The sequence below is a fragment of the Mycobacterium sp. KBS0706 genome, from assembly GCF_005938675.2.
Taxonomy (GTDB): domain Bacteria; phylum Pseudomonadota; class Alphaproteobacteria; order DSM-16000; family Inquilinaceae; genus Inquilinus.
This window is the reverse complement of sequence record NZ_VCCH02000007.1, coordinates 1-20,872: the sequence shown is the minus strand read 5'-3', so window position 1 is coordinate 20,872 and position 20,872 is coordinate 1. Positions and strand designations below refer to the sequence as shown.

Sequence of the window (20,872 nt, the reverse complement as noted above, 5' to 3'; positions counted from 1 at the left end):
GACCGCATGACGCCGATGATCGCCCGCCTGTCCGGAGCCGCGTCATGACCGCGCTGGCGCGGCCCGGCTTCGGCACGGCCCTGGCGGTCCAGATCCGGGTCGTGGTGTCGCTGATGCTGCGCGAGATGCGGATGCATGCCAAGCATTCGCGCCTCAGCTATCTGCTCGAGATGCTCGAGCCGATGCTGCAGCTGTCGATGATGATGGCGGTGTTCTCCGCCATCGGCCGGCAGGCGGATTTCGGCACCAGCATGCTGCTGTTTCTCGGCACCGGCATGATCCCCTACTTCGTCTTCATGCACATCTCCTCCAAGGCAATGACGGCGCTGCGCGGCGGCGGGCTGAGCAAGGGCGTGCCGCTGGTGAAGCCGCTGGATCTGCTGCTGGCCCGCGCCTTCCTGGAGACGCTGCAGCTCGCGGTCGTGGCGATCCTGCTGTTCAGCTTCATCCACATCGTCATGGGGGTGCCGGAGGCGTCGCCGATCCAGCCGCTGAAGGTGGTTTCCGCCTTCCTGGTGATCACGATCACGGCGATCGGCGTCGGCATCGTCAACGGCGTGATCGGCGCCTTCTTCCGGCTGTGGGCGGTGGTCTACGGCGTGTTCGGCCGGTCGCTCCTGTTCCTCAGCGCCGTGTTCTACGTGCCCGACTACATGCCGACGCAGATCCGCGACTGGCTGGTCTGGAACCCGGTGCTGCACGGCGTGGAATGGTTCCGCACCGGCTTCTACCTGACCTATCCGACGGAGTGCCTGGACAAGACCTATCTGCTGTCCTGGGCCCTGGGCTCGGTCTTCCTCGGCCTGATCCTGGAGCGGGCGACGCGGCGCCGCCGGATGGCCGCGAAATGATCGTGCTGGACCGCGTCACCAAGCGCTACAGGTCGCATGGCAGCGGCCATAGCAAGCTGGTGCTCGACGAGCTGAACGCCGTGTTCGAATCCGGCCGGACCGTCGGCATCCTGGGCCGGCGCGGCGCCGGGAAGTCGACCCTGATCCGCCTGATCGCCGGCTCCATCCCGCCGGATTCCGGCCGGGTGCTGCGCCAGGGGCGGGTGTCGTTCCTGGTCGGCACCGCCGGCCCCTTCGTCAGCACCATGACCGGGCGCGAGAATGTCTGGTTCACCGCCCGCATCTACGGCGCCGATGCCACCGAGGTGATCCGCTTCGTCGAGGCCCATAGCGGCATCGGCGCCGATCTCGACAAGCCGTTCTCGGCCTATACCGGCGACAAGCGCAGCCGCCTCCTGTTCACCACCGCCTACGCCCTGCCCTTCGACATCTATCTCGCCGACGAATCGGTGATCGGCGGGCCGCCCGGCTTCCGCGACTGGTGCGAACAGCTGGTCGATGCCCGGCGGCGCGAGGCGACGCTGGTCTTCACCACCAAGCGGCCGCGGATGCTGCGCCGCTTCGCCGACACCGGGGCGATTCTGTCCGACGCCCGGCTGACCACCTACGATTCGGTGCGCGACACCATCCTGGCCTTCAAGGCCGATGACTTCGCCGTGGATGACGAGCCGCCGATCGATGACGAGGAGGATGAGGATGACGAGCTGCCCGTGCCGCTCCCCTGATGTCCGCCCGTCTGTCCCGACATGCTCGTCCGAGCATGCGCCACGGGTATGGGGCCGTCCCCATGCCTTCCACCGGGTGCACGGCACCCATTGCCATCTAGAGGATCGTCGATGAACACCTCGGAGCTGATTGAACAGCTGGCCCAGGACCACAAGCTGTCGCGCGTGAAGGCCAAGCGCATCCTCACCAGCATCTTCCAGGCGATCACCGAATCGGCCGCGCGCGGCGACCAGGTCTCGATCTCGGGATTCGGCCGCTTCAAGGTCGCGATCCGGCCGGAGCGCGAGGGCCGCAACCCGACCACCGGTGCGCCGATCACCATCGCCGCCTCGAAGAAGGTGGTGTTCAGCCCGTCCAAGCCGGTGCGCGAAGCCCTCAACGCTTAAGGGCGTTGCCCCCGGGACCCGGCCGCGCCGCCGGGTCCCGGCAAAAATCAACAATCGATCCGATGCGAGGGCATGCCTTCGCCATTGCCGCCGATCCGGAATGCCGGGTCGGCGATCGGATTTTCCTTGCCTGCCCCTGCCCCTCCTGCCGCCCCGAGGATCTCCCGATGCTGCCCAAGCCTTCCGCGTCGCTGGTTCCGAACACCTACGCCTTCGAGACCACGCCGCTGGTCAAGCCGACCGGCTTCCGCGAATACGACGCCCGCTGGTGGTTCGGCCATCCCGGCTCGGACAAGCCGCCGGAGCTGAACCTGATGGGCGTGCAGGCGCTGGGGCTCGGCCTCGGCACCTATCTGCACGAGGCCGGGGTCAAGCCCGAGGTCGTGGTCGGCCACGACTTCCGCGGCTATTCCATGGCCATCAAGATCGCCCTGGCGCAGGGTCTGATGGCGGCGGGCTGCACCGTGCACGACATCGGGCTGGCGGTGTCGCCGATGGCCTATTTCGCCCAGTTCGCGCTCGACGTCCCGGCCGTGGCCATGGTCACCGCCTCGCACAACGACAATGGCTGGACCGGGGTGAAGATGGGCTGCAGCCGCCCGGTCACCTTCGGGCCGGAGGAGATGGGCCGGCTGCGCGACATCGTGCTGTCCGGCGCCTTCGAGCCGCGCACCGGCGGCGCCTACCGCTTCGTCGAAGGCTTCGCCGAGCAGTATGTCCAGGAGCTGACCGAAGGCCGCAGGATCGAGCGCAAGCTGCGCGTCGTCGCCGCCTGCGGCAACGGCACCGCCGGTGCCTTCGCGCCGCGGGTGCTGGAGGCGATCGGCCTCGAGGTGATCCCGCTCGACGTCGAGCTGGACCACACCTTCCCGAACTACAACCCCAACCCCGAAGACATGGAGATGCTGCACGCCATCGCCGCCAAGGTGCGCGAGACCGGCGCCGATTTCGGCCTCGGCTTCGACGGCGACGGCGACCGCTGCGGCGTGGTCGACAATGAGGGGAACGAGATCTTCGCCGACAAGATCGGCGTGATGCTGGCGCGCGACCTGTCGGCGCTCCACCCTGGCGCCCAGTTCGTGGTCGACGTCAAATCGACCGGGCTGTTCGCCGCCGACCCGGTGCTGCAGGCCCAGGGGGCCAAGACCGACTACTGGAAGACCGGCCATTCCTACATCAAGCGCCGGGTGCGCGATCTGAACGCCCTGGCCGGTTTCGAGAAATCCGGCCACTTCTTCTTCAACCCGCCAATCGGCCGCGGCTATGACGACGGCTTGGTCACCGCCATCGCCGTCTGCGAGATGATGGACCGCAACCCGGGCAAGAGCATGGCCGATCTGTACCGCGCCCTGCCCCAGACCTGGGGGTCGCCGACCATGTCGCCGCATTGCGCCGACGAGGTGAAGTACGAGGTGGTCGAGCGGGTCGAGAAGCGCTTCCGCGAGATCGCCGCCAATGGTGGGCTGAGCGGCCACCGCATCGTCGACCTGGTCACGGTCAACGGCATCCGGGTGACCACCGACGACGGCACCTGGGGGCTGGTCCGCGCCTCCTCCAACAAGCCGGAACTGGTGGTGGTGGTCGAGAGCCCGGTGTCGAAGGACCGGCTGCACGAGATGTTCAAGGCCGTCGACGGCGTGCTGCGTGAGAATCCCGAAGTCGGCGCCTACAATCAGACCATCTAATGACCAAGACCTGCCGCTGGAGCCGATGATGACCACCCCAACCGAGCAGATGGCCACCCTGCAGGGCCTGCGCGACCGGCTGATGACCTGGCTGACCACCGCGGCGCTGCCGATCTGGTGGGAGGCCGGCACCGACCGCGAGCGCGGCGGCTTCCACGAGCGGCTGGCGCTGGACGGCAGCCCTTGCATCGAGCCGCGCCGCGCCCGGGTGCAGGCGCGGCAGGTCTTCACCTTCGCCGTCGCCGGCCGGCTGGGCTGGACCGGCCCGTCGCGCCAGGCCGTCGAGCACGGCCTGGCTTTCTTCCGCCAGGCCTATGAGCGGCCGGACGGCACCTTCCGCACCCTGGTCGGGCCGGACGGGGCGACGCTGGACGACACCGTGGTGCTGTACGACCAGGCCTTCGCCCTGTTCGCGCTGGCCGTCGCCGGCACCGTGGTCGCCGACCCGGCGCCGCTGACCGCTGCGGCGACGCGCCTGCGGCAGCGGCTGGAAACGACGCTGAAGCATCCGCTGGCCGGCTTCGAGGAGGCGGCGCCGCGCAAGCTGCCGCTGCTGGCCAACCCGCATATGCATCTGTTCGAGGCGTCGCTGGCCTGGGTCGAGCTCGGCCAGGGCCCCGACCAGGCGGCCTGGAACGCGCTGGCCGACGAGATCGCCGGGCTGGCCCTGTCGCATTTCATCGACCCGAGGACCGGATATCTGCGCGAGTTCTTCGACGGCGAATGGCAGCCGGCGCCTGGCCGGGACGGCCGCATCGTCGAGCCCGGCCACCTGTTCGAATGGGCCTGGCTGCTGGTGCGCTGGGGCACGCTGCGCGGCCGGCCGGACGCGGTCGCCGCCGCGAGGCGGATGGCCGAGGCGGCCGAGGAGACCGGCGTCGACCCGGTGCGCAACGTCGCCGTCAACGCCATCCTGGACGACGGCGCGCCGGTCGATTCCGGCGCCCGGCTGTGGCCGCAGACCGAGCGTATCAAGGCCGCGGTGGCACTCGCCGGCGCCGCCGAGACCGAGGCGGAGAAGGCGCTGTGGCGCGGCCGCATCGCCGCCGGCGTGACCGCGCTGTTCACCTATTTCGACGTGCCGGTGGCCGGACTGTGGCGCGACAAGCTGCAGCCGGACGGGACCTTCGTCGAGGAGCCGGCACCGGCCAGCAGCTTCTATCACATCATCTGCGCCATCGAAGAGCTGAACACCGCCTTCGCCGCCGGCCGGCTGGGGCCGGTGCCGCTGGCCGGCGCGGCCGCTTGAGGCGGGCTTCTCCGAAGCTAAAGCCGACATTGCGAGGAGGCGAAGCCGACGAAGCAATCCAGGAGTTTGTACGAGCGGCCCTGGATTGCTTCCCCCGGCTCAAGGCCGGGGTCGCAATGACGATGTGGGAATTCCGAGAGGCTTCCGCAAACGGAAGCGGCGACACGAGAGCCTGCTACTCCCCTTCCGGGGACGAGAGCGCGGGCAGGCCGTGATACAGGGTCGTGTGCACCCATAGCGCCAGCAGGGCGCAGAACAGCAAGGTCGAGCCGAACCACGGCCAGCCCCAGGCCGAGCCGGCGGCCAAGATCGCGACAATCGTGCCGGCCCCCGGCACCAGCCCCAGCAGCGTCGCCACCGGCACCGCGGCAATGTCCGGGATCCCGGTCCAGGCGATCAGCCCGGACCAGATCACCACCGCCTGGAAGGTCGACAGCGCGGCATAGGACGCGAGGATCAGGACGGACACGGTGATTCGGAGCCCTGTGGCACTGCTTGTGATCGGACCCTTCATCGTCATCCCGTTCGCGCTGCGGCGCGAAGTGCCGCAGTGCAGACACGGGACCTCGGCACGGCTTTCGCAGAGATCCCGGGTCTGCAGCGCACCACTTCGTGCTGCGCCGCGCCCGGGATGACGGCTGATGGCATGAGCTCCAAGAGCGGTGTCAGCGCTGCCGCGCCAGCTGGTCGCGGATCCGGGTCGACAGGCCGCTGCGCCAATCGTCGAAGCTGTAATCGGCGAAGATCCGGTTCTGGCCCTTGAGCGCCCGGGCCTTGGCCGCCTCGCGGTCGGTCAGGATGGCGCGCATCGCCACCGCCGCCTGGTCCACCCGGGGGCTGGCCCAGTGGCCGACATAGGATTTGCTGCGCATCTGCTCCGGCGGGGTCGGCACCACGTCGACATCGATCAGGAAGGAATTGTCCGCCTCGCAGAAATCCTGGGTGCCGGAGTAGTCGGAGACGATCACCGGCTTGCCCAGCATCATCGCATCGGCGATGCCGTAGCCGAAGCCCTCGGCCCGGTGCAGGGCGACGAAGACATCCGAGGAATCGATCAGCGACCAGTATTCCGCATCGGTCAGGTTGCCCTCGACGATCTCGATCCGGCTGTCGCCGGCGATGCGCTCCTCGACCTCTTCCCAGTAGCCGTCGAAGTTGCTCCAGTGGCCGGGATCGATCTCGCGCATCTTGAGCAGCAGCCGGACCTCCTCGTCGCCCTCGGCGAAGGCCTGCTGGAAGGCCTTGACCACCGACAGCGGGTTCTTGCGCACGATCGAGGAGCCGAACTCCGCCAGCGACAGGAAGATCAGCTCGCTCGGGCTGCGCCGGAAGCGGTCGAGGAACGGGCTGAACACCCGGGCCGGCGGATGGGCCAGGCCCTTGCGGATGTTGCTGATCGGGGTCGAGGTGATCTTGCGGTAGCCGTCGGCGACGAAATCGGACGGGGCCCAGATCTCGTCCACCGCATTGGCGCCGAGGAGATGGGTCTCCGGCGGGGTGTCGGTCTCCCACAGGTAGAAGCCGATGATGTGCGCGTCCTCGCAGATCGAGGCGAAGCGGGCGATCATCTCCGGCGCCCGGTCGGCGTTGACGCAGAGCACCACCACCCGGGCGCGCAGGTTCATGTCCTCGCGCCAGCGCCCCTCGGGATTGACGCACTGGCCGTCATCGGCGTTGAACACCAGCGGGTCGAAGCCCGACAGCGCCTCGACGAACATGGTGAGGTTGCGGCCGAGGCCGGTGGCGTTGGCGTGGCCGATCACCACCAGGTCGATGCGCTCGATCGCCGGATCCGCCTCGGGCGCCGCCGCCAGATCCTGCGCCACCGCGGAAATCGCGGCCAGGCGCGGGGAGCGGCTGTAGACCTGGTCGATCAGCTGCCGGCGCAGCACCTCCGGCCCGCGCTCGGCGATCAGCTCCTCCGGCACCGCGCGGCCGTTCAGCAGCGAGATCAGGGCCAGGTCGAAGCGGGTGAAGTGGCCCGCCACCTCCTGCGGCGTCGAGCCCCAGTAGGACATCCAGTTGCGCGGGTTGAAGGAGCAGCGGTTCTGCTCGATCAGATCGGCCAGCACCTCCCTGAACGACAGAGTCAGCGCATAGCCGGCCTCCATCATCTTGTGGGTGGTGCCTTCGTCCTCGTGCCGGAACAGCCAGTACCAGCTCCAGGGCAGGGCCCGGCTGCGATAGGCGTCGACCACCGCGCTCAGCCGCTCCTTCAGCGCCTTGGAGATCAGCAACTGGTTGTTCTTGTCGCTGATGAAGGGCGCCGTGGCGAATTTGTACTGGACCTTGCGCAGCCCCTCGTCGCTGAAGATGTCGATGTGCTGGTAGTGCCGGCGCCAGAAGGAGAACAGCGCCAGCGAGACGTCGTTCTTTAGGGCGCGCTTGTTGAACACGCCCTCGGACAGCGCCTCGTGGATCTCGTTGGTCATGCAGAAGATGCTGCGGCGGTCGGCATACTCCATGACGTCGGAGATGATCCACTGCGCCGTGCCCTGGTAGCCGACCAGGTTCTTGGTGTCGCAATCGTACCGGTTTGCCATGTAGCGGACGAATTCCGGGATGCGGCCCTTGACCTTGTCGTCGCCGCCCGCGGCGTCGAGCCGGGCCATGGTCTTGGGCAGATGGCATTTGGCCGTGAAGCGCGCGCCGAGATAGCCAGTGTTGTTGACCAGGTCGGCCAGGTGGTCGGCGAGCTCGTTCAGCGCGTCGGGGTCCTTCCAGAAGGACAGGGCTGTAAAGGCGGGGCCGGGCACCACCGTGCCGTCGAGCTCGAAGCCAAGCGAGCGGTGGCGGCCATGCAGCCGGGTGGCGGCGAAGGCGACGCGGCCGGTCGACGGGTCGGTCTGCGCGTCGAAGATCCGGCGGCCGTCGACCACCAAAGCGAGATCGACCGGCAGGGCCGGGTCGAGCTGGTTGATGCCCCAGAGATGGAGCATGCCGTCCTCGACGAAGACGCCGCCGATCGCCTCCTGGTCGAGCGGCGACAGCACGTGGTTGTGCTGGGAGAGGCAAAGTGCCGCGGCCGCCTTGGCCGCCGCCGCCGGATCAAAATCCTCTTCCGAATCCCGGGCCACGCTGTACAGCCGGTCGAGCAGGATGGTGCGCCGGGCCAGCAGCGCCCCCGCGCCGTCGCGGGACACCGCGGCGCGCGATTCCCGCGACCGGGCGTTCACGCCATCCCAGTCCGCCGCGTCGATCAGATCCTGCAGCTCATGGGGATCGATCGCCGAACCGGAGGCATCAGGAATCACAGCCGCGACCAAAGCTTGAATCTTCATTGCCGACGATCCTTCGACGGAGGAAACCTGGGATTCGAACGGGCGACTGGACGTGCCGCTCGGAATCGAAGACTATGCTGCAGCGCACCTAAATTCAAATCATAATGACGCGAAACCTGATTTCGCATCAGCCCAGTGGCGGAAACCCTACCCAGACCGGACGCCGGAGGAATGTTCCGCGCTTCGCCGTGCTTCATAATCCCGTATGAGATCATCGGGGGAAGGCGGGAATAGCGGAAGATTTTCCCGGATTTTGATGGTCTTCAAAGTGTTGAATTCGCAAACCTGATGGCTGATACAAGTTCAGCGCCTGAAATCTGGAGCAGGTCATGAGTCGAGTCGATCAAGCTGTGGTGCCGGTGGTGTTGTCGGGCGGGTCCGGGACCCGGCTGTGGCCGTTGTCGCGGGCCGGGAATCCCAAGCAGTTCCTGCCGCTGGTGTCGGACAGCACCATGATCCAGGACACCGTGGCCCGGGTCGGCGAGGCCGACGGCTTCGCGCCGCCGGTGTTCATCTGCGCCGACGACCACCGTTTCGTCGTCGCCGAGCAGATGCGCCAGATCGGCGTCTTCCCCGACGCCATCATCCTCGAGCCCTCGGCCCGCAACACCGCCCCGGCCGTCGCCGTCGCCGCGCGCTTCCTGGCCGATCGCGACCCCGACACGCTGATGCTGGTTCTGCCGGCCGACCACCACATCGCCGACCCGAAGGGCTTCCACGCCGCCATCGCCACCGCCGCCCCTGCCGCCCGCGCCGGCCACCTGATGACCTTCGGCATGCAGCCGACCGCGCCCGAGACCGGCTACGGCTACATCCTGCCCGGCGACGCCATCCCCGAGGCCCCCGGCGCCCGCACCGTCGCCCGCTTCGTCGAGAAGCCGCCGCGCGAGACCGCCGAGCGCTTCGTCGCCGAAGGCCGCCACCTGTGGAACGCCGGCATCTTCCTGTTCACCGCCGGGCAATACCTGGCCGAATGCGGCCGCCACGCCCCGGCCGTGCTCGCCGCCGCCGACGCCGCGCTCAAGGCCGCCTCGCGCGACCTCACCTTCCTGCGCCTCGACCCCGCCGCCTTCGTCCAGGCGCCCTCGATCTCGATCGACCACGCGGTGATGGAGAAGACCGACCGCGCCGGCATCGTCCCCGCCTCGATCGGCTGGACCGATGTCGGCTCCTGGTCGTCCTTGTGGGAGATTGGCGACCGCGACGCCGACGGCAACCTGACCCAGGGCGACGCGCTGGCGCTGTCCTCGCGCAACTGCCTGGTCCGCTCCGACGGCATCCTCACCGCCGTGATCGGCCTCGACGACGCCATCGTCATCGCCACCGACGACGCCGTGCTGGTCGCCGCCAAGGACCAGGTCCAGGACGTCAAGGCCGTCACCGACCGGCTCAAGGCGGCCAAGCGCCCCGAAGCCGTGATCCATCGCGAGATCTACCGGCCCTGGGGCACGGTCAAGTCGCTGCATGCCGGCGACCGCTTCCAGGTCAAGCGCGTGCTGATCCATCCCGGCCAGGCCGTCGCCCTGCAGCGCCACTACCACCGTTCCGAGCACTGGGTCGTGCTGTCCGGCACCGCCCGGGTCACCATGGAGGGCCAGTCCCGCATCCTGCGCGAGAACGAGGCCGTCTACCTGCCGATCGGCACCGACCACAAGCTCGAGAACCCCGGCAAGATCGACCTCGAGCTGATCGAGGTCCGCACCGGCCCCTATCTCGGCGAGGACGACGTCGTCCGGCTGGAAGCGGCCGACGAGCTGCTGTTCGGGTGATCCCTCCCAAACGGGGGGTTACCCCGAATGGTTTGTAGATTTAAAGTCTATGAACTCATGGAGGTCACCATCGATTGCAGGTTTCGTTGCTCGATTCCTAGGGTACAGTAGGTTGCCGCTGCGGTCCGCTGCCCGCCCGCCCATGCCGAATCGTTGAAAGAAAGCCGACATGCCAGCAGGCTCTTCGAGACTCCACGACCAGACCATCGCGGTGATCGGCATGTCTTGCCGGCTGCCGGGCGCGGCCGGCCTCGACGAGTACTGGTCGCTGCTGCTGCAGGAGCGCTGCAGCGTCTCCGAGATCGGCAGCGACCGCTGGGCGATCGAGCGGTTCTACCACCCGCGGCGGGGCGAGCCCGGCCGCAGCTACACCCTGGCGGCCGGGCTGATCGAGGCGCCGAACGGCTTCGACGCCGGCGCCTTCCGGATCGCGCCGCGCGAGGCCGAGCAGATGGACCCGCAACAGCGGCTGCTGCTGGAGCTGGTGTGGGAGGCGCTGGAGGATGCGGGCCTGCCGCCCTCCACCCTCGCCGGCCAACCGGTCGGCGTCTTCGTCGGCGCCTCCTCGGTCGACGGCTATACCCGAGCGGTCGGCGATGCCAGCGGCATCGACACCCATTTCATGACCGGCAACACCGCGTCGATCATCGCCAACCGGATCTCCTATATCTACGACCTGCGCGGGCCGAGCCTGACCATCGACACCGCCTGCTCCTCCTCCCTGGTCGCGCTCGACGCGGCGGTGCGGGCGCTGGCGCGGGGCGAGATCGACACCGCCGTGGTGGCTGGGGTGAACATCCTGGGCGCGCCGCAGGCCTTCTATGGCTTCTCCCGCGCCGGCATGCTGTCACCGACCGGGCTGTGCCGGCCCTTCGCTGCCGCGGCCGACGGCTATGTCCGGGCCGAGGGCGGCGCCGTGCTGGTGCTGAGCCGCCTCGACGCCGCCCGGTCGAACGGCCGGCCGCCGCGGGTGGTGCTGGGCCCGACCGGGGTGAATTCCGACGGCCGCACCGTCGGCCTGTCGCTGCCCTCGACCGACGCCCAGCGCCGGCTGCTGGAGCGGCTGTACGGCGAGGCCGGGATCGATCCGAACGACCTCGCCTTCGTCGAGGCGCACGGCACCGGCACCCGGGTCGGCGACCCGGCCGAGGCCGAGGCGATCGGCCGGGCCCTGGGCCAGAAGCGGGACGCGCCGCTACCGGTCGGGTCGGTCAAGTCCAATATCGGCCATCTCGAGCCGGCCTCGGGCCTGGCCGGGATGATCAAGGCGGTCCTGGCGATCGAGCACCGGGTGCTGCCGGCGACGCTGCATCTCGACACGATCAACCCCGACATCCCGTTCGAGGCGCTGAACCTGGTGCCGGCGCGGGGGCCGGTGGCGCTGCCGCCAGGCCCGCTGACCGCCGGCGTCTCCTCCTTCGGCTTCGGTGGCACCAATGCGCATGCGGTGCTGCGGGCGCCGCGGCCGGACGAGATGCCGGAGGCCACATCCGAGGCGCCGGCCCGCGCCCTGGTGCTGTCGGCCCATGGCGAGGAGGCGTTGCGGAGCCTGGCCGGGCGCTATGCCGAGGCGCTGGAACTGGCGGATGCGGACCCGGTCCGGATCGCCCGCCATGCCGCCCATGAGCGGGAGCTGCTGCCGCACCGCCTGGCCCTGCCGCTCAGCGACGATGCAGCGGCCGAGCTGCGGCGCTTCGCCGAGGGAGACCGGGCGGCGCAGCTGGTGTCGGCCCGCGGCGAGAGCGACGCCGGCCCGATATGCTTCGCTTTTTCCGGCAACGGCTCGCAATTCGCCGGCATGGGCCTGCGCGCCTATCGCGCCAGCCGACCGTTCCGCGACGCCTTCGACGAGGTCGATGCGCGCTACCGCGCTTTGGCCGGCTGGTCGCTGGCCGAGGCGCTGCAGGACCAGGCGCTGGAGGAGCGGCTGCCTGCCACCTCGACCGCACAGCCGCTGCTGTTTGCGGTGCAGGTGGCGCTGACCGCGGCACTGGCCGCCGACGGCCTCGTGCCCGCCATGGTGATCGGCCACAGCGTCGGCGAGGTGGCGGCGGCGCTGGCTGCCGGCATGGTGTCGCTGGACCAGGCGGTCCGGATCATCCATTGGCGCAGTCGTTGCCAGGAGCAGCTGCGCGGCCTGGGCACCATGGCGGTGCTGATGCTGGGCCGCGAGGAGGCGGAGGCGGTGCTGGCCGAGGCCGGGCTGCACGACACTGTCGTCGCCGCGGTCAACAGCCCGGTCTGCGTCACCGTCTCGGGTCCGAAGGACCAGATCGAGCTGCTGCTGAAGCTGGCCAAGCAGCGCCGGGTGGCGGCGCAGCGGGTCGGGGTCGACTACCCGTTCCACTCGCCGCTGACCGCGCCGATCGAGGCACCGCTGAAGGCGGCGCTGGCCGATACGGTCGCGGCCGAGAGCCGGATTCCGTTCATCTCTTCGGTTACCGGCGGGCCTCTGACCGGGCCGGCGCTGGATGCTGAATACTGGTGGCGCAACATCCGCCAGCCGGTCGATTTCGCCGCGGCGGCGCGAACGGCGCTGGAGCTGGACGCCGGGATCTTCGTCGAGATCGGCCCGCGGCCGGTGCTGACCGGCCATCTGCGCGACATCGCCAAGGCGGCCGAGCGCGAGGCGGCGATCCTGCCGACGCTCGACAACAAGGCCGGCGAAGACGGATCTGACCCGGTCGAGCGCGCGGTGCTGCAGGTGCTGCTGCGCGGCGGCGCGGTCGACCGGCGGCCGCTGTTCGGCGACCGGCCCACGGGCCGGCGCCAAGCCCTGCCGCATTATCCGTGGCAGCGCCGCGACCTGCGCCAGGTGGCGACGCCGGAGCGCATCGACCTGTCGCTGGCCAAGCCGGCGCATCCGCTGCTGGGCGCCCGGCTGGGCGAGGGCACGCCGGAATGGCACGGCCTGCTGGACCCCGGGCTGCTGCCCTACCTGGCCGACCACAAGGTGGCGGGCGAGGTGGTGGTGCCGGGCGCGGCGCTGCTGGAGATGGCGGTCGCCGCCGGCCGGACGTGGTTCGGCGCCGACGCGGTCGAGGTCGAGGATTTCGACATCATCCAGGCCATGATGATCGCCGAGGGCACGACGCGCGAGACCTGGCTGCGGCTGGCGCCGGGCACCGGTGCGGTCGAGATCCTGGGCCGGCAGCGCATGGCCGGGGAGGAGTGGACGCTGCACGCCCGCGGCCGGGTCGGGCCGAGCCCGGTGGCCACAGCACCGGACCACGGCGCCGGAGACGACAGCACTCTCCGGCCGGTCGATCCGGCAGCGATCTATGCCGCGGCCGGGTCGGCCGGGATCGATTACGGCCCGGCCTTCCGCCGCGCCACCGCCATCGCCACCGACGACGAGCGCCGGATCACCGTCGACCTGGCGCCGGAGGCTGCCGATAACGGCCTCTACACCGCGCCGCATGCGCTGCACCCGACCGCGCTGGACGCCGCCTTCCACGGGCTGTTCGCGCTGTATGGCCGGCTCGGCGGCGGCGAGGGCGGCGCCTTCCTGCCGGTGCGCTTCGCCTCATTGCGGGTCTATCAGTCCTCGCCCGCAGCCCGGGCGCGCCTCGACCTGCGCCGCGCCACGGCGCGGTCGATCCTGGTCGACATCGCACTGGAGGACGAGGCCGGCACAGTGGTGGCCGAGCTGCGCGGCGCCCGCTTCCAGCGCAGCGCGCTGCGCCTGGCCGCCGGGGACGAGCTGCTGTACCGCTCCGTCCGGCAGCCCTGGGATGACGGCCGCGCCGGCGTCGCCGCGGCGGAGCTGGAGCAGGCCGTCGCCGGGTTGCTGGACCGGCACGAGGCTGGCGACGACTGGCTGCTGCTGACCGCCTGGGCGCGGTCGATGGCGCATCGGGCGGTGCGGGCGGTGGCCGGATCGGCCCGCTTCACCGTCGAGCGGCTGTGCCGCGGAGGCCGCCTGGCCCCGGCCGCGGTGCCGCACTTCGAGGCGCTGCTGAAGGTTCTGGCCGAGTTCGGGCTGGCGACGGAGCAGGACGGCGCCTGGCGCTTGTCCCCTGCCCGCCTGCCGTCGCCACCGGCGATCCTGCGCTCGATCCTGGCCGCGCATCCGGAGCGCGGCGCCGAGACGGTGATGGCCGCCCGGCTGTCGCGCGACCTGGTCGCGGCGCTGCGCAGCGGCGAGACGCTGCGCTTCAGCAAGGGCGTCGAGGCGCATGCCCGCGCCGCCTCGCCGCTGCTGCCGCTGGCGGCGGAGCTGGTCGGCCGCCTCGCCGCCGACCGCGCCATGCCGCTGGCGCTGCTGCTGGTCGACCCCGAGGGCGAGCTGGTGCCAGCGCTACTGCCGCTGATCCGCAGCGGCGCCCTGACCGTGGCGGTGACCGGGCCGGAGCCGAAGGCCCTGGCCGGCCTGGCCGCGCGCACCCAGCGCCTGCCCGGGCTGCGAATCCTGGACGAGCAGACCACCGTTTCGCCGGGAGGCTTCGACCTGGCGCTGTCGGTCGGCACCATGGCGGCCGGGGACCCGGCCAAGCTCGGACAACCGCTGGCCGGGCTGCTGCGCCCCGGCGCCGCGGCCGTCACCATCGACACCATCCCGGACACCGTGACCGCCCTGCTGCTCGACGGCATGGCGGACAACCTCACCTCGCAGGACGGGCTGGCGCAAGCCGGCTTCCGGCCGGCGGTCCGGCACCGCGCCGGCACCCCGGGGGCGGCGGCGCAGCTGGTGGTCTGGGACCGGCCGGCCGTCGACGTGCCGGCCGAACCGGCCGGGCCGATCCTGATCCGCCCCGCTGACACCGAGCTGCTGGCCGACCTTGCCGACCGGCTGCGCGGACGGGGCCACCCGGTGCGTATCGATCCGGCCGCGGCCGCGGCGGAGGGAGACACCGTGCTGCTGCCGTTGATGCTGGACGCGGCGCGCGACCCGGTCGCCTTCCTGACCAAGGCCATCCTGGCGGTGCGGGCGGAGGCCGAGGCCCTGCCGGCCAAGGCCACGCTGTGGCTGGTCGCCCGCTGCGGCAAGCTGAACGGCAAGGCCGATGGCGGCCGCGGCCTGGCCGAGGCGTTGGCGGCCTTCGCCCGCACCCTGGCCAATGAGCAGTCCGGCCTCGCGATCCGCTTCGCCACCCTGGCCCCCGCCCTGCCCGACGAGGCCGCGGCGGCGGCGCTGGCCGGGGTGATCGGTTCGGCCGAGACCGAGGTCGAGGTCGACCGCGACGGCATCTTCGTCAGCCGGGTCGAAGCGGTGCGGCCGGCGCCGCAGGACGCTCCGGCGGAGGACCGCGCCGCCCGCCTGGCCCTTTCGGCCCCGGGCAGCCTGGGCCGGATCGGCTGGGTCGCGGCGGAGCGCCAAGCCCCGGGGCCGGAGGAGATCGAGATCGAGGTCGCGGCCAGCGGGCTGAACTTCCGCGATGTGATGTTCTCGCTGGGCCTGCTGCCGGACGACTATCTCGAGGACGGCTTCGCCGGCCCGACCCTGGGCTTCGAATGCGCCGGCACGGTCCGCCGCGTCGGCGCGGCGGTGACCGATCTGCGCGAGGGCGACCGGGTGATGGCCTTCGCCCCGGCCGCCTTCGCCACCCATGTGACGATCCCGGCCCAGGTGGCGATGCGGGTGCCGGAGGGGGTCGATCTGGCCGCTGCGGCGACCATGCCGGTCGCCTTCGTCACCGCCTGGTACGCGCTGGTGCACCAGGCCAGGCTGGGCCGCGGCGAGACCGTGCTGATCCACGGCGCTGCCGGCGGCGTCGGCCTGGCGGCGCTGCAGATCGCCAAGCTGCGCGGCGCCACCGTGGTGGCCACCGCCGGCAACGAGGACAAGCGCGCCCTGGCCCAGCTGCTGGGCGCCGACCTGGTGCTGGATTCCCGGTCGCTGGCCTTCGCCGACGAGATCCGCTGGAAGCTGGGCGGCGTCGACGTGGTGCTGAACTCGCTGTCCGGCGACGCCATGCGCCGCAGCCTGCGGGCGCTGAAGCCCTTCGGCCGCTTCGTCGAGCTGGGCAAGCGCGACTTCGTCGCCGACACCGCGGTGGGCCTGCGCGCCTTCGCCCGCAACGTCTCCTATTTCGGGGTCGATGCCGACCAGCTGCTGAACGCCCAGCCGGGGCTGACCAAGCGCCTGCTGCGCGAGCTGGACCGGCTGTTCGCGCAGCGCCGCCTGACCCCGCTGGCGCATCGGGTGTTCCCGGCCGACCAGGCCGAGGACGCGTTCCGGCTGATGCAGGGCGCCGGCCATATCGGCAAGATCGTGATCACGCCGCCGCGCGAGATCCCGGCAGCGCCGGCGGCCGAGGCCCGGTTCGAGGCGCAGGACACCGGCTTCCACCTGGTCGCCGGCGGCACCGGCGGCTTCGGCTTCGCCACCGCGCTTTGGCTGGCGGAGCACGGGGCGAAAACCATCGTCGTCGCCTCCCGCCGCGGCACGCTCGGGCCTACGGAAAAGGCCCAGGCCGAGCGGCTGGCGAAGCAGGGCGTCACCCTGGCGGCGGAGCGGCTGGACGTCACCGACCGGGCCGCCTGCGAAAAGCTGCTGGCCGGGCTGGAGCGCCGGCACGGCCCGCTGCGCGGCATCATCCACGCCGCCATGGTGCTGGATGACGGGCTGCTGCGCGACCTGGACGCGGCGCGGATCGAGCGGGTGCTGGCGCCGAAGATCAAGGGCGCGATCCATCTCGACCTGGTCAGCCGCACCCGCGAGCCCGACTATTTCGTGCTGTTCTCCTCCGCCACCACGCTGATCGGCAATCCCGGCCAGGCCAACTATGTCGCCGCCAACGCCTATCTCGAGGCGCTGGCGCGGACCCGGCGGGCCCAGGGCCTGCCGGCGCTGGCGGTGTCCTGGGGCGCCATCGCCGATGCCGGGGTGCTGGCCCGCGACGCCGCCAAGGGCGACGCGCTGAAGCGCCGGATCGGCCGGTCGTCGCTGAAGGCGGCCGAGGCGCTGGCGCAACTGGGCCGGCTGCTGGCCCGGCCGGCGGAGACGCCGGCTGAGGCGGTGGTCGCCTGCGCGCGGATCGACTGGCAGGCGGCGACCCGCGAGCTGCCGATTCTGGCGACGCCGCGGCTGGCCTCGATGGCCGACGGCCGCCGGGCCGAAGCGGCGGAGGCCGAGGTCGACCTGGCCGCCATGATCGCCGGGCGCAGTGATGCCGAGGCCCAGGCGATCGTGACCGAGACCATGCTGGGCGAGATCGGTCGGATCCTGCGCATGCCGCCGGCCGACATCGACCCCGACCGCGCCTTCGCCGAGCTGGGCATGGATTCGCTGATGGGGCTGGAGCTGGATTCGGCGATGCAGAACCGCTACGGCATCGACCTGCCCTTCCTGTCGATCGGCGCCGGGCTGACCCTGACCGAGCTGAGCGGCCGCATCGTCGCCAAGCTGCGCGGCGGCGCGCCGGCCGCCGGCCCCGAGGCGCAGCCGCCGGGAGAGGCGGCGCAGCTGATCGCCCAGCATGTCGAGGCCGATCTGGAGGCGGATGCCGCCGTGCTGGTGCGCGAGGCCGTCCGCGATCGGGCCAAGACCACAAGGCGGGTGCTGGGATGAGCAAGGGCCGTCTGTCGGACGCCGCGCTGCGGTCGCTGATCTCCGAGGTGCGCAGTAAGGCGGCGGCGCCGGCCGCGATGCCGGCGGTGCCGGAGGCGCGATCCTACGACACCGCCTTCGAGACCCTGCCGGGCTACGAGACGCTGCGGATGCAGCGCGCGGCGGCCGACCTGCTGGGCGTCGCCAGCCCGTTCTTCCGCACCCATGAGCACCGTGCCGGGGCGGTGTCGCGGATCGCCGGGCGGGAGGTGATCAACTTCGCCTCCTACGACTATCTCGGGCTGAACGGCCACCCGGCGGTGGCCGCGGCGGCCAAGGCGGCGGTCGACGAATTCGGTACCTCGGTCTCGGCCAGCCGGCTGGTGGCCGGCGAGCGGCCGTTCCACGCGGCGCTGGAGCGGCGCCTGGCCGAGGTGCATGGCGTCGAGGACGCCGTCGCCTTCGTCAGCGGCCACGCCACCAATGTCGCCGCCATCGGCCAGATCACCGGGCCGGCCGACCTGATCCTGCATGACGGGCTGATCCACAGCAGCGTGATCACCGGCGCCCAGCTGTCCGGGGCGCAGCGGCGGTCCTTCCCGCACAACGACCTGGACACGCTGGAAGCGATCCTGACGGCGGAGCGCGACCGCTGGCAGCGCGTGCTGATCGTGGTCGAGAGCCTGTATTCGATGGATGGCGACGCCATCGACCTGCCCCGGCTGGTGGCGATCAAGCAGCGCTTCGGTGCGTGGCTGATGGTCGACGAGGCGCATGGGCTTGGCGTGCTGGGCCCGACCGGGCGCGGCATCGCCGAGGCCAGCGGCGTCGACCCGCGGCAGGTCGACATCTGGATGGGCACGATGTCGAAGACGCTCGCCTCCTGCGGCGGCTACATCGCCGGGCCGGCGGCCCTGGTCGAGTATCTCAAGGTGATGGCGTCGGGCTTCGTCTACAGCGTCGGCATGCCGGCCCCGGCGACCATGGCGGCGCTGACGGCGCTGGAGCTGCTGATCGCCGACACGGATGGCCGCGTGGCCCGGCTGCAAGCCAATTCCCGATACTTCCTGGAGCGCGCCCAGGCCGCCGGGCTGGACACCGGCCTGGCCCAGGGCCATGCGATCATCCCGATCATTCTCGGGGATTCGCTGCAGGCGGTGCTGCTGTCGAACCGGCTGCTGGAGCGCGGCGTCAACGTCTCGCCGATCGTGCATCCGGCGGTGCCGGAGAAATCGGCCCGGCTGCGCTGCTTCGTCACCGCCGAGCACAGCCGGGACCAGATCGACCGCGCCGTCGCCATCATTGCCGAGGAGCGGGAACGGCTACTGCACGAGGCGCCGGCGGCGGCGCGGCTGGGGGCGGCGGTCCGGGGCTAGAGGGTCGCCGGGGCGTCGATCTCGAAGCGCAGGAAGCGGTCGATGAAGGCGGCGCGGAGCGGGCGCGGCGCCAGGCGACCCAGGCGGATCAGCCAGACCAGCGGCCAGGGGAAGGCCACCATGGCGCGGCCGCGGGCGGTGGCGGCGGCGATGTGCTTGGCCGCGCGCTCGGCGCTCCACTGGAACGGACGAGAGCCGCGGTAGCGGTCGCTCATGCCGGTGGCGATGAAGCCGGGGCAGGCGATGGTGACGCGGATGCCGTCCGGCCGCAGCCAGGCCAGCAGCGCCTCGCCCCAAGCCATCAGCCCGGCCTTGGAGGCGGAATAGGCCGGCTGGTCGGCCAGCGGCATCAGCGCCGCCAAGGACGAGATCAGGACGATGCGGCCGAAGCGGCGGGCGCGCATCGGCTCGATCAGCGGCGACACCGTGGCGATCGCGCCTTCAAGGTTGATGCGCAGCTGCGCCGTGACCGAAGCCTCCGGCTCGCTGCCGCGGCCCGGGGCCAGCCCGGCCTCGACCCCGGCATTGGCGATCACCGCCGCCACTGGATGGCGGGCGTCGAAGCCGCGCAGGAATTCGCCCAGCCCGGCGCCGTCGCGCACGTCGATCGCCGCGGTCTCCACCACCGCGCCGCGCTGCCGGCAGGAGGCGGCGACCTCGGCCAGACGGGCGGGGTTGCGGCCGATCAGGGCCAACGCCACGTCCGGCGCCGCATAGTGCCGGGCCAGCGCCGCGCCGAGCCCATGCGAGGCTCCGGTCACCACGACCGCCGTGGGCACGGCCGTCACGCTCATTCTCCCGCCTGCGCCGCCCAGGCGGCCTCGCGCAGCGGCTGGACCTCGCCGTCGAGGATGCGGCGGCGGGCGCCGTCGACCGCGAGGTCGATGCCGCGGAGCGAGAAGAAGCTGCCGCGGATCTGGGTCCGCGCCACCACGACGCGGCGGAACGCCTCCAGCAACTCGGCGCGCGGCGGCGGCGCTTCGGCCCAGAAGCGGTCGAGCCCACCCTGGAAGCTGAGGCCCGGCAGGTCGAACACGGCGGTGCCGAGCGTCTGCAGCGGCTTGCCGCGCTCCAGCGCGAACAGGCCGACGGTGGAGTTGACCACGACCACGCCGATGGCGCCGTCAACCAGCTGCTGCAGGTCGCCGCCGTCGATGAAATCGACCCGGTCGGCGACGCCGTGCCGCGCCGCCAGTGCCCTGATCCGCCGGCGCTTGGCGACCGGGCGGAAATCCAGCGGGTGCAGCTTCACCACCAGCCGGGTGCCGGGGTCGGCGCTGCGGGCGAAGGAGGCGATCACCTCATCCGCCGCCGCCACGGTGTCGCGGTAGGGCGAATGGGTGCGGATCTGGAAATCGGTGTCGAGCTGCAACGGATGGAGGTAATAGCGCCCCGCCTGCACGGCCAAGGCCTGCATCACCCGCTGTGCCTCCCGCCGGACCCAGGGCGCCCGGACGAAGCGGCCGAGCCAGCCGGCATATTCCGCCAGCGGATGGTCGAGGGCGTGGTGGCGGTAATGCGGGAAGGCCGGCATCATCGCCACCAGCCCGACCGTCCACAGCACGTCCCACACCGCCCGGTGCAGGAAATAGGATGGCACCGGCACCGGCGGCGGCTCCGCCTCGGCCGCCCGCGCCAGGGCCTGGAAGGTGATTGCGCTGCGCGGCAGGTCGGAATGACCGTTCACGCCCCAGGCCTCGCAGGTGACCCAGCCGGGGCGCAGATAACCCTCCTCGAACAGATGCAGCTTGAGGCCGCAGCGCCGGGCGAGATCGATCGCCACCGCGTGGTGCGGCCGGCAGTCGCCGAACAGCACCAGGTCGGTGACGCCCTCGCGGTCGAGGATCCCGGCGACGAAGCCGCGCCAGTCCTCGAACCGGCCGCGGAAGGCGATGGCCGGGCGGCGCCAGAACATCACGTCACCGCCGCAGATGTTGATCTTGACGATGCGAGCGCCCTCGGCCTCCAGCGCCGCCGCCAGGCGCCGCTGGAACGGCGTGGCGGCGCCCTGCAGGATCAGCACGACGCGCTGGCGCGCGGCGCCGATCGCCCGCGCC

The 20,872-nt window shown here is 71.2% G+C and carries 12 protein-coding genes; 8 read left to right on the top strand and 4 right to left on the bottom strand.

The window, feature by feature from the left end; translation table 11 throughout:
• Positions 1 to 44 precede the first annotated feature (44 nt).
• From FFK22_RS05340 to FFK22_RS05320, 5 genes are all read left to right on the top strand, one after another.
• Complete coding sequence (locus FFK22_RS05340) at positions 45 to 851, top strand: ABC transporter permease (RefSeq protein WP_138887502.1); 807 nt, start codon at positions 45 to 47, stop codon at positions 849 to 851.
• Entirely contained in the window at positions 848 to 1,576 is a 729-nt protein-coding gene (locus FFK22_RS05335; protein ID WP_186002319.1) for an ABC transporter ATP-binding protein, read from the top strand. The genes FFK22_RS05340 and FFK22_RS05335 overlap by 4 nt, the downstream gene beginning before the upstream one ends.
• 111 nt (positions 1,577 to 1,687) lie before the next feature.
• A complete protein-coding gene (locus FFK22_RS05330) occupies positions 1,688 to 1,963 on the top strand; it encodes an HU family DNA-binding protein (RefSeq protein ID WP_138887500.1) in 276 nt (91 codons plus the stop codon).
• A 167-nt stretch (positions 1,964 to 2,130) separates the two neighbouring features.
• Entirely contained in the window at positions 2,131 to 3,648 is a 1,518-nt protein-coding gene (locus FFK22_RS05325) for a phosphomannomutase/phosphoglucomutase (protein WP_138887499.1), read from the top strand.
• A gap of 28 nt (positions 3,649 to 3,676) precedes the next feature.
• Positions 3,677 to 4,897: an AGE family epimerase/isomerase gene (locus tag FFK22_RS05320; protein WP_306770073.1), complete on the top strand. Its 1,221-nt coding sequence runs from the start codon at positions 3,677 to 3,679 to the stop codon at positions 4,895 to 4,897.
• A 175-nt stretch (positions 4,898 to 5,072) separates the two neighbouring features.
• Here FFK22_RS05320 and FFK22_RS05315 read toward each other — a convergent pair whose 3' ends face one another.
• Positions 5,073 to 5,366: a hypothetical protein gene (locus FFK22_RS05315; RefSeq protein WP_138887498.1), complete on the bottom strand. Its 294-nt coding sequence runs from the start codon at positions 5,364 to 5,366 to the stop codon at positions 5,073 to 5,075.
• 196 nt (positions 5,367 to 5,562) lie between these two features.
• Positions 5,563 to 8,178 carry a glycosyltransferase gene (locus FFK22_RS05310; protein WP_138887497.1) on the bottom strand — a complete coding sequence of 872 codons (2,616 nt, stop codon included), beginning with the start codon at positions 8,176 to 8,178 and terminating at the stop codon, positions 5,563 to 5,565.
• A 329-nt stretch (positions 8,179 to 8,507) separates the two neighbouring features.
• On the opposite strand from FFK22_RS05310, the gene FFK22_RS05305 reads away from it, so the two are divergent.
• The 3 genes from FFK22_RS05305 to FFK22_RS05295 all read left to right on the top strand — a co-directional run bounded on the left by FFK22_RS05305 (position 8,508) and on the right by FFK22_RS05295 (position 18,815).
• Positions 8,508 to 9,947: a mannose-1-phosphate guanylyltransferase/mannose-6-phosphate isomerase gene (locus tag FFK22_RS05305; protein WP_138887496.1), complete on the top strand. Its 1,440-nt coding sequence runs from the start codon at positions 8,508 to 8,510 to the stop codon at positions 9,945 to 9,947.
• Between the two features lie 169 nt (positions 9,948 to 10,116).
• Positions 10,117 to 17,460 (top strand): type I polyketide synthase, encoded by a 7,344-nt coding sequence (locus FFK22_RS05300; protein ID WP_138887495.1) that lies wholly within the window; start codon positions 10,117 to 10,119, stop codon positions 17,458 to 17,460.
• Entirely contained in the window at positions 17,457 to 18,815 is a 1,359-nt protein-coding gene (locus FFK22_RS05295) for an aminotransferase class I/II-fold pyridoxal phosphate-dependent enzyme (RefSeq protein WP_138887494.1), read from the top strand. Before FFK22_RS05300 ends, FFK22_RS05295 begins: the two co-directional genes overlap by 4 nt.
• Here the strand turns inward: FFK22_RS05295 and FFK22_RS05290 are convergent.
• Positions 18,812 to 19,603: an SDR family oxidoreductase gene (locus FFK22_RS05290; protein ID WP_221938404.1), complete on the bottom strand. Its 792-nt coding sequence runs from the start codon at positions 19,601 to 19,603 to the stop codon at positions 18,812 to 18,814. The genes FFK22_RS05295 and FFK22_RS05290 overlap by 4 nt on opposite strands.
• Positions 19,604 to 19,605: 2 nt before the next feature.
• Positions 19,606 to 20,872 (bottom strand): capsule biosynthesis protein (locus FFK22_RS05285; protein ID WP_143956800.1); only part of this gene is annotated, 1,267 nt, incomplete at its 5' end.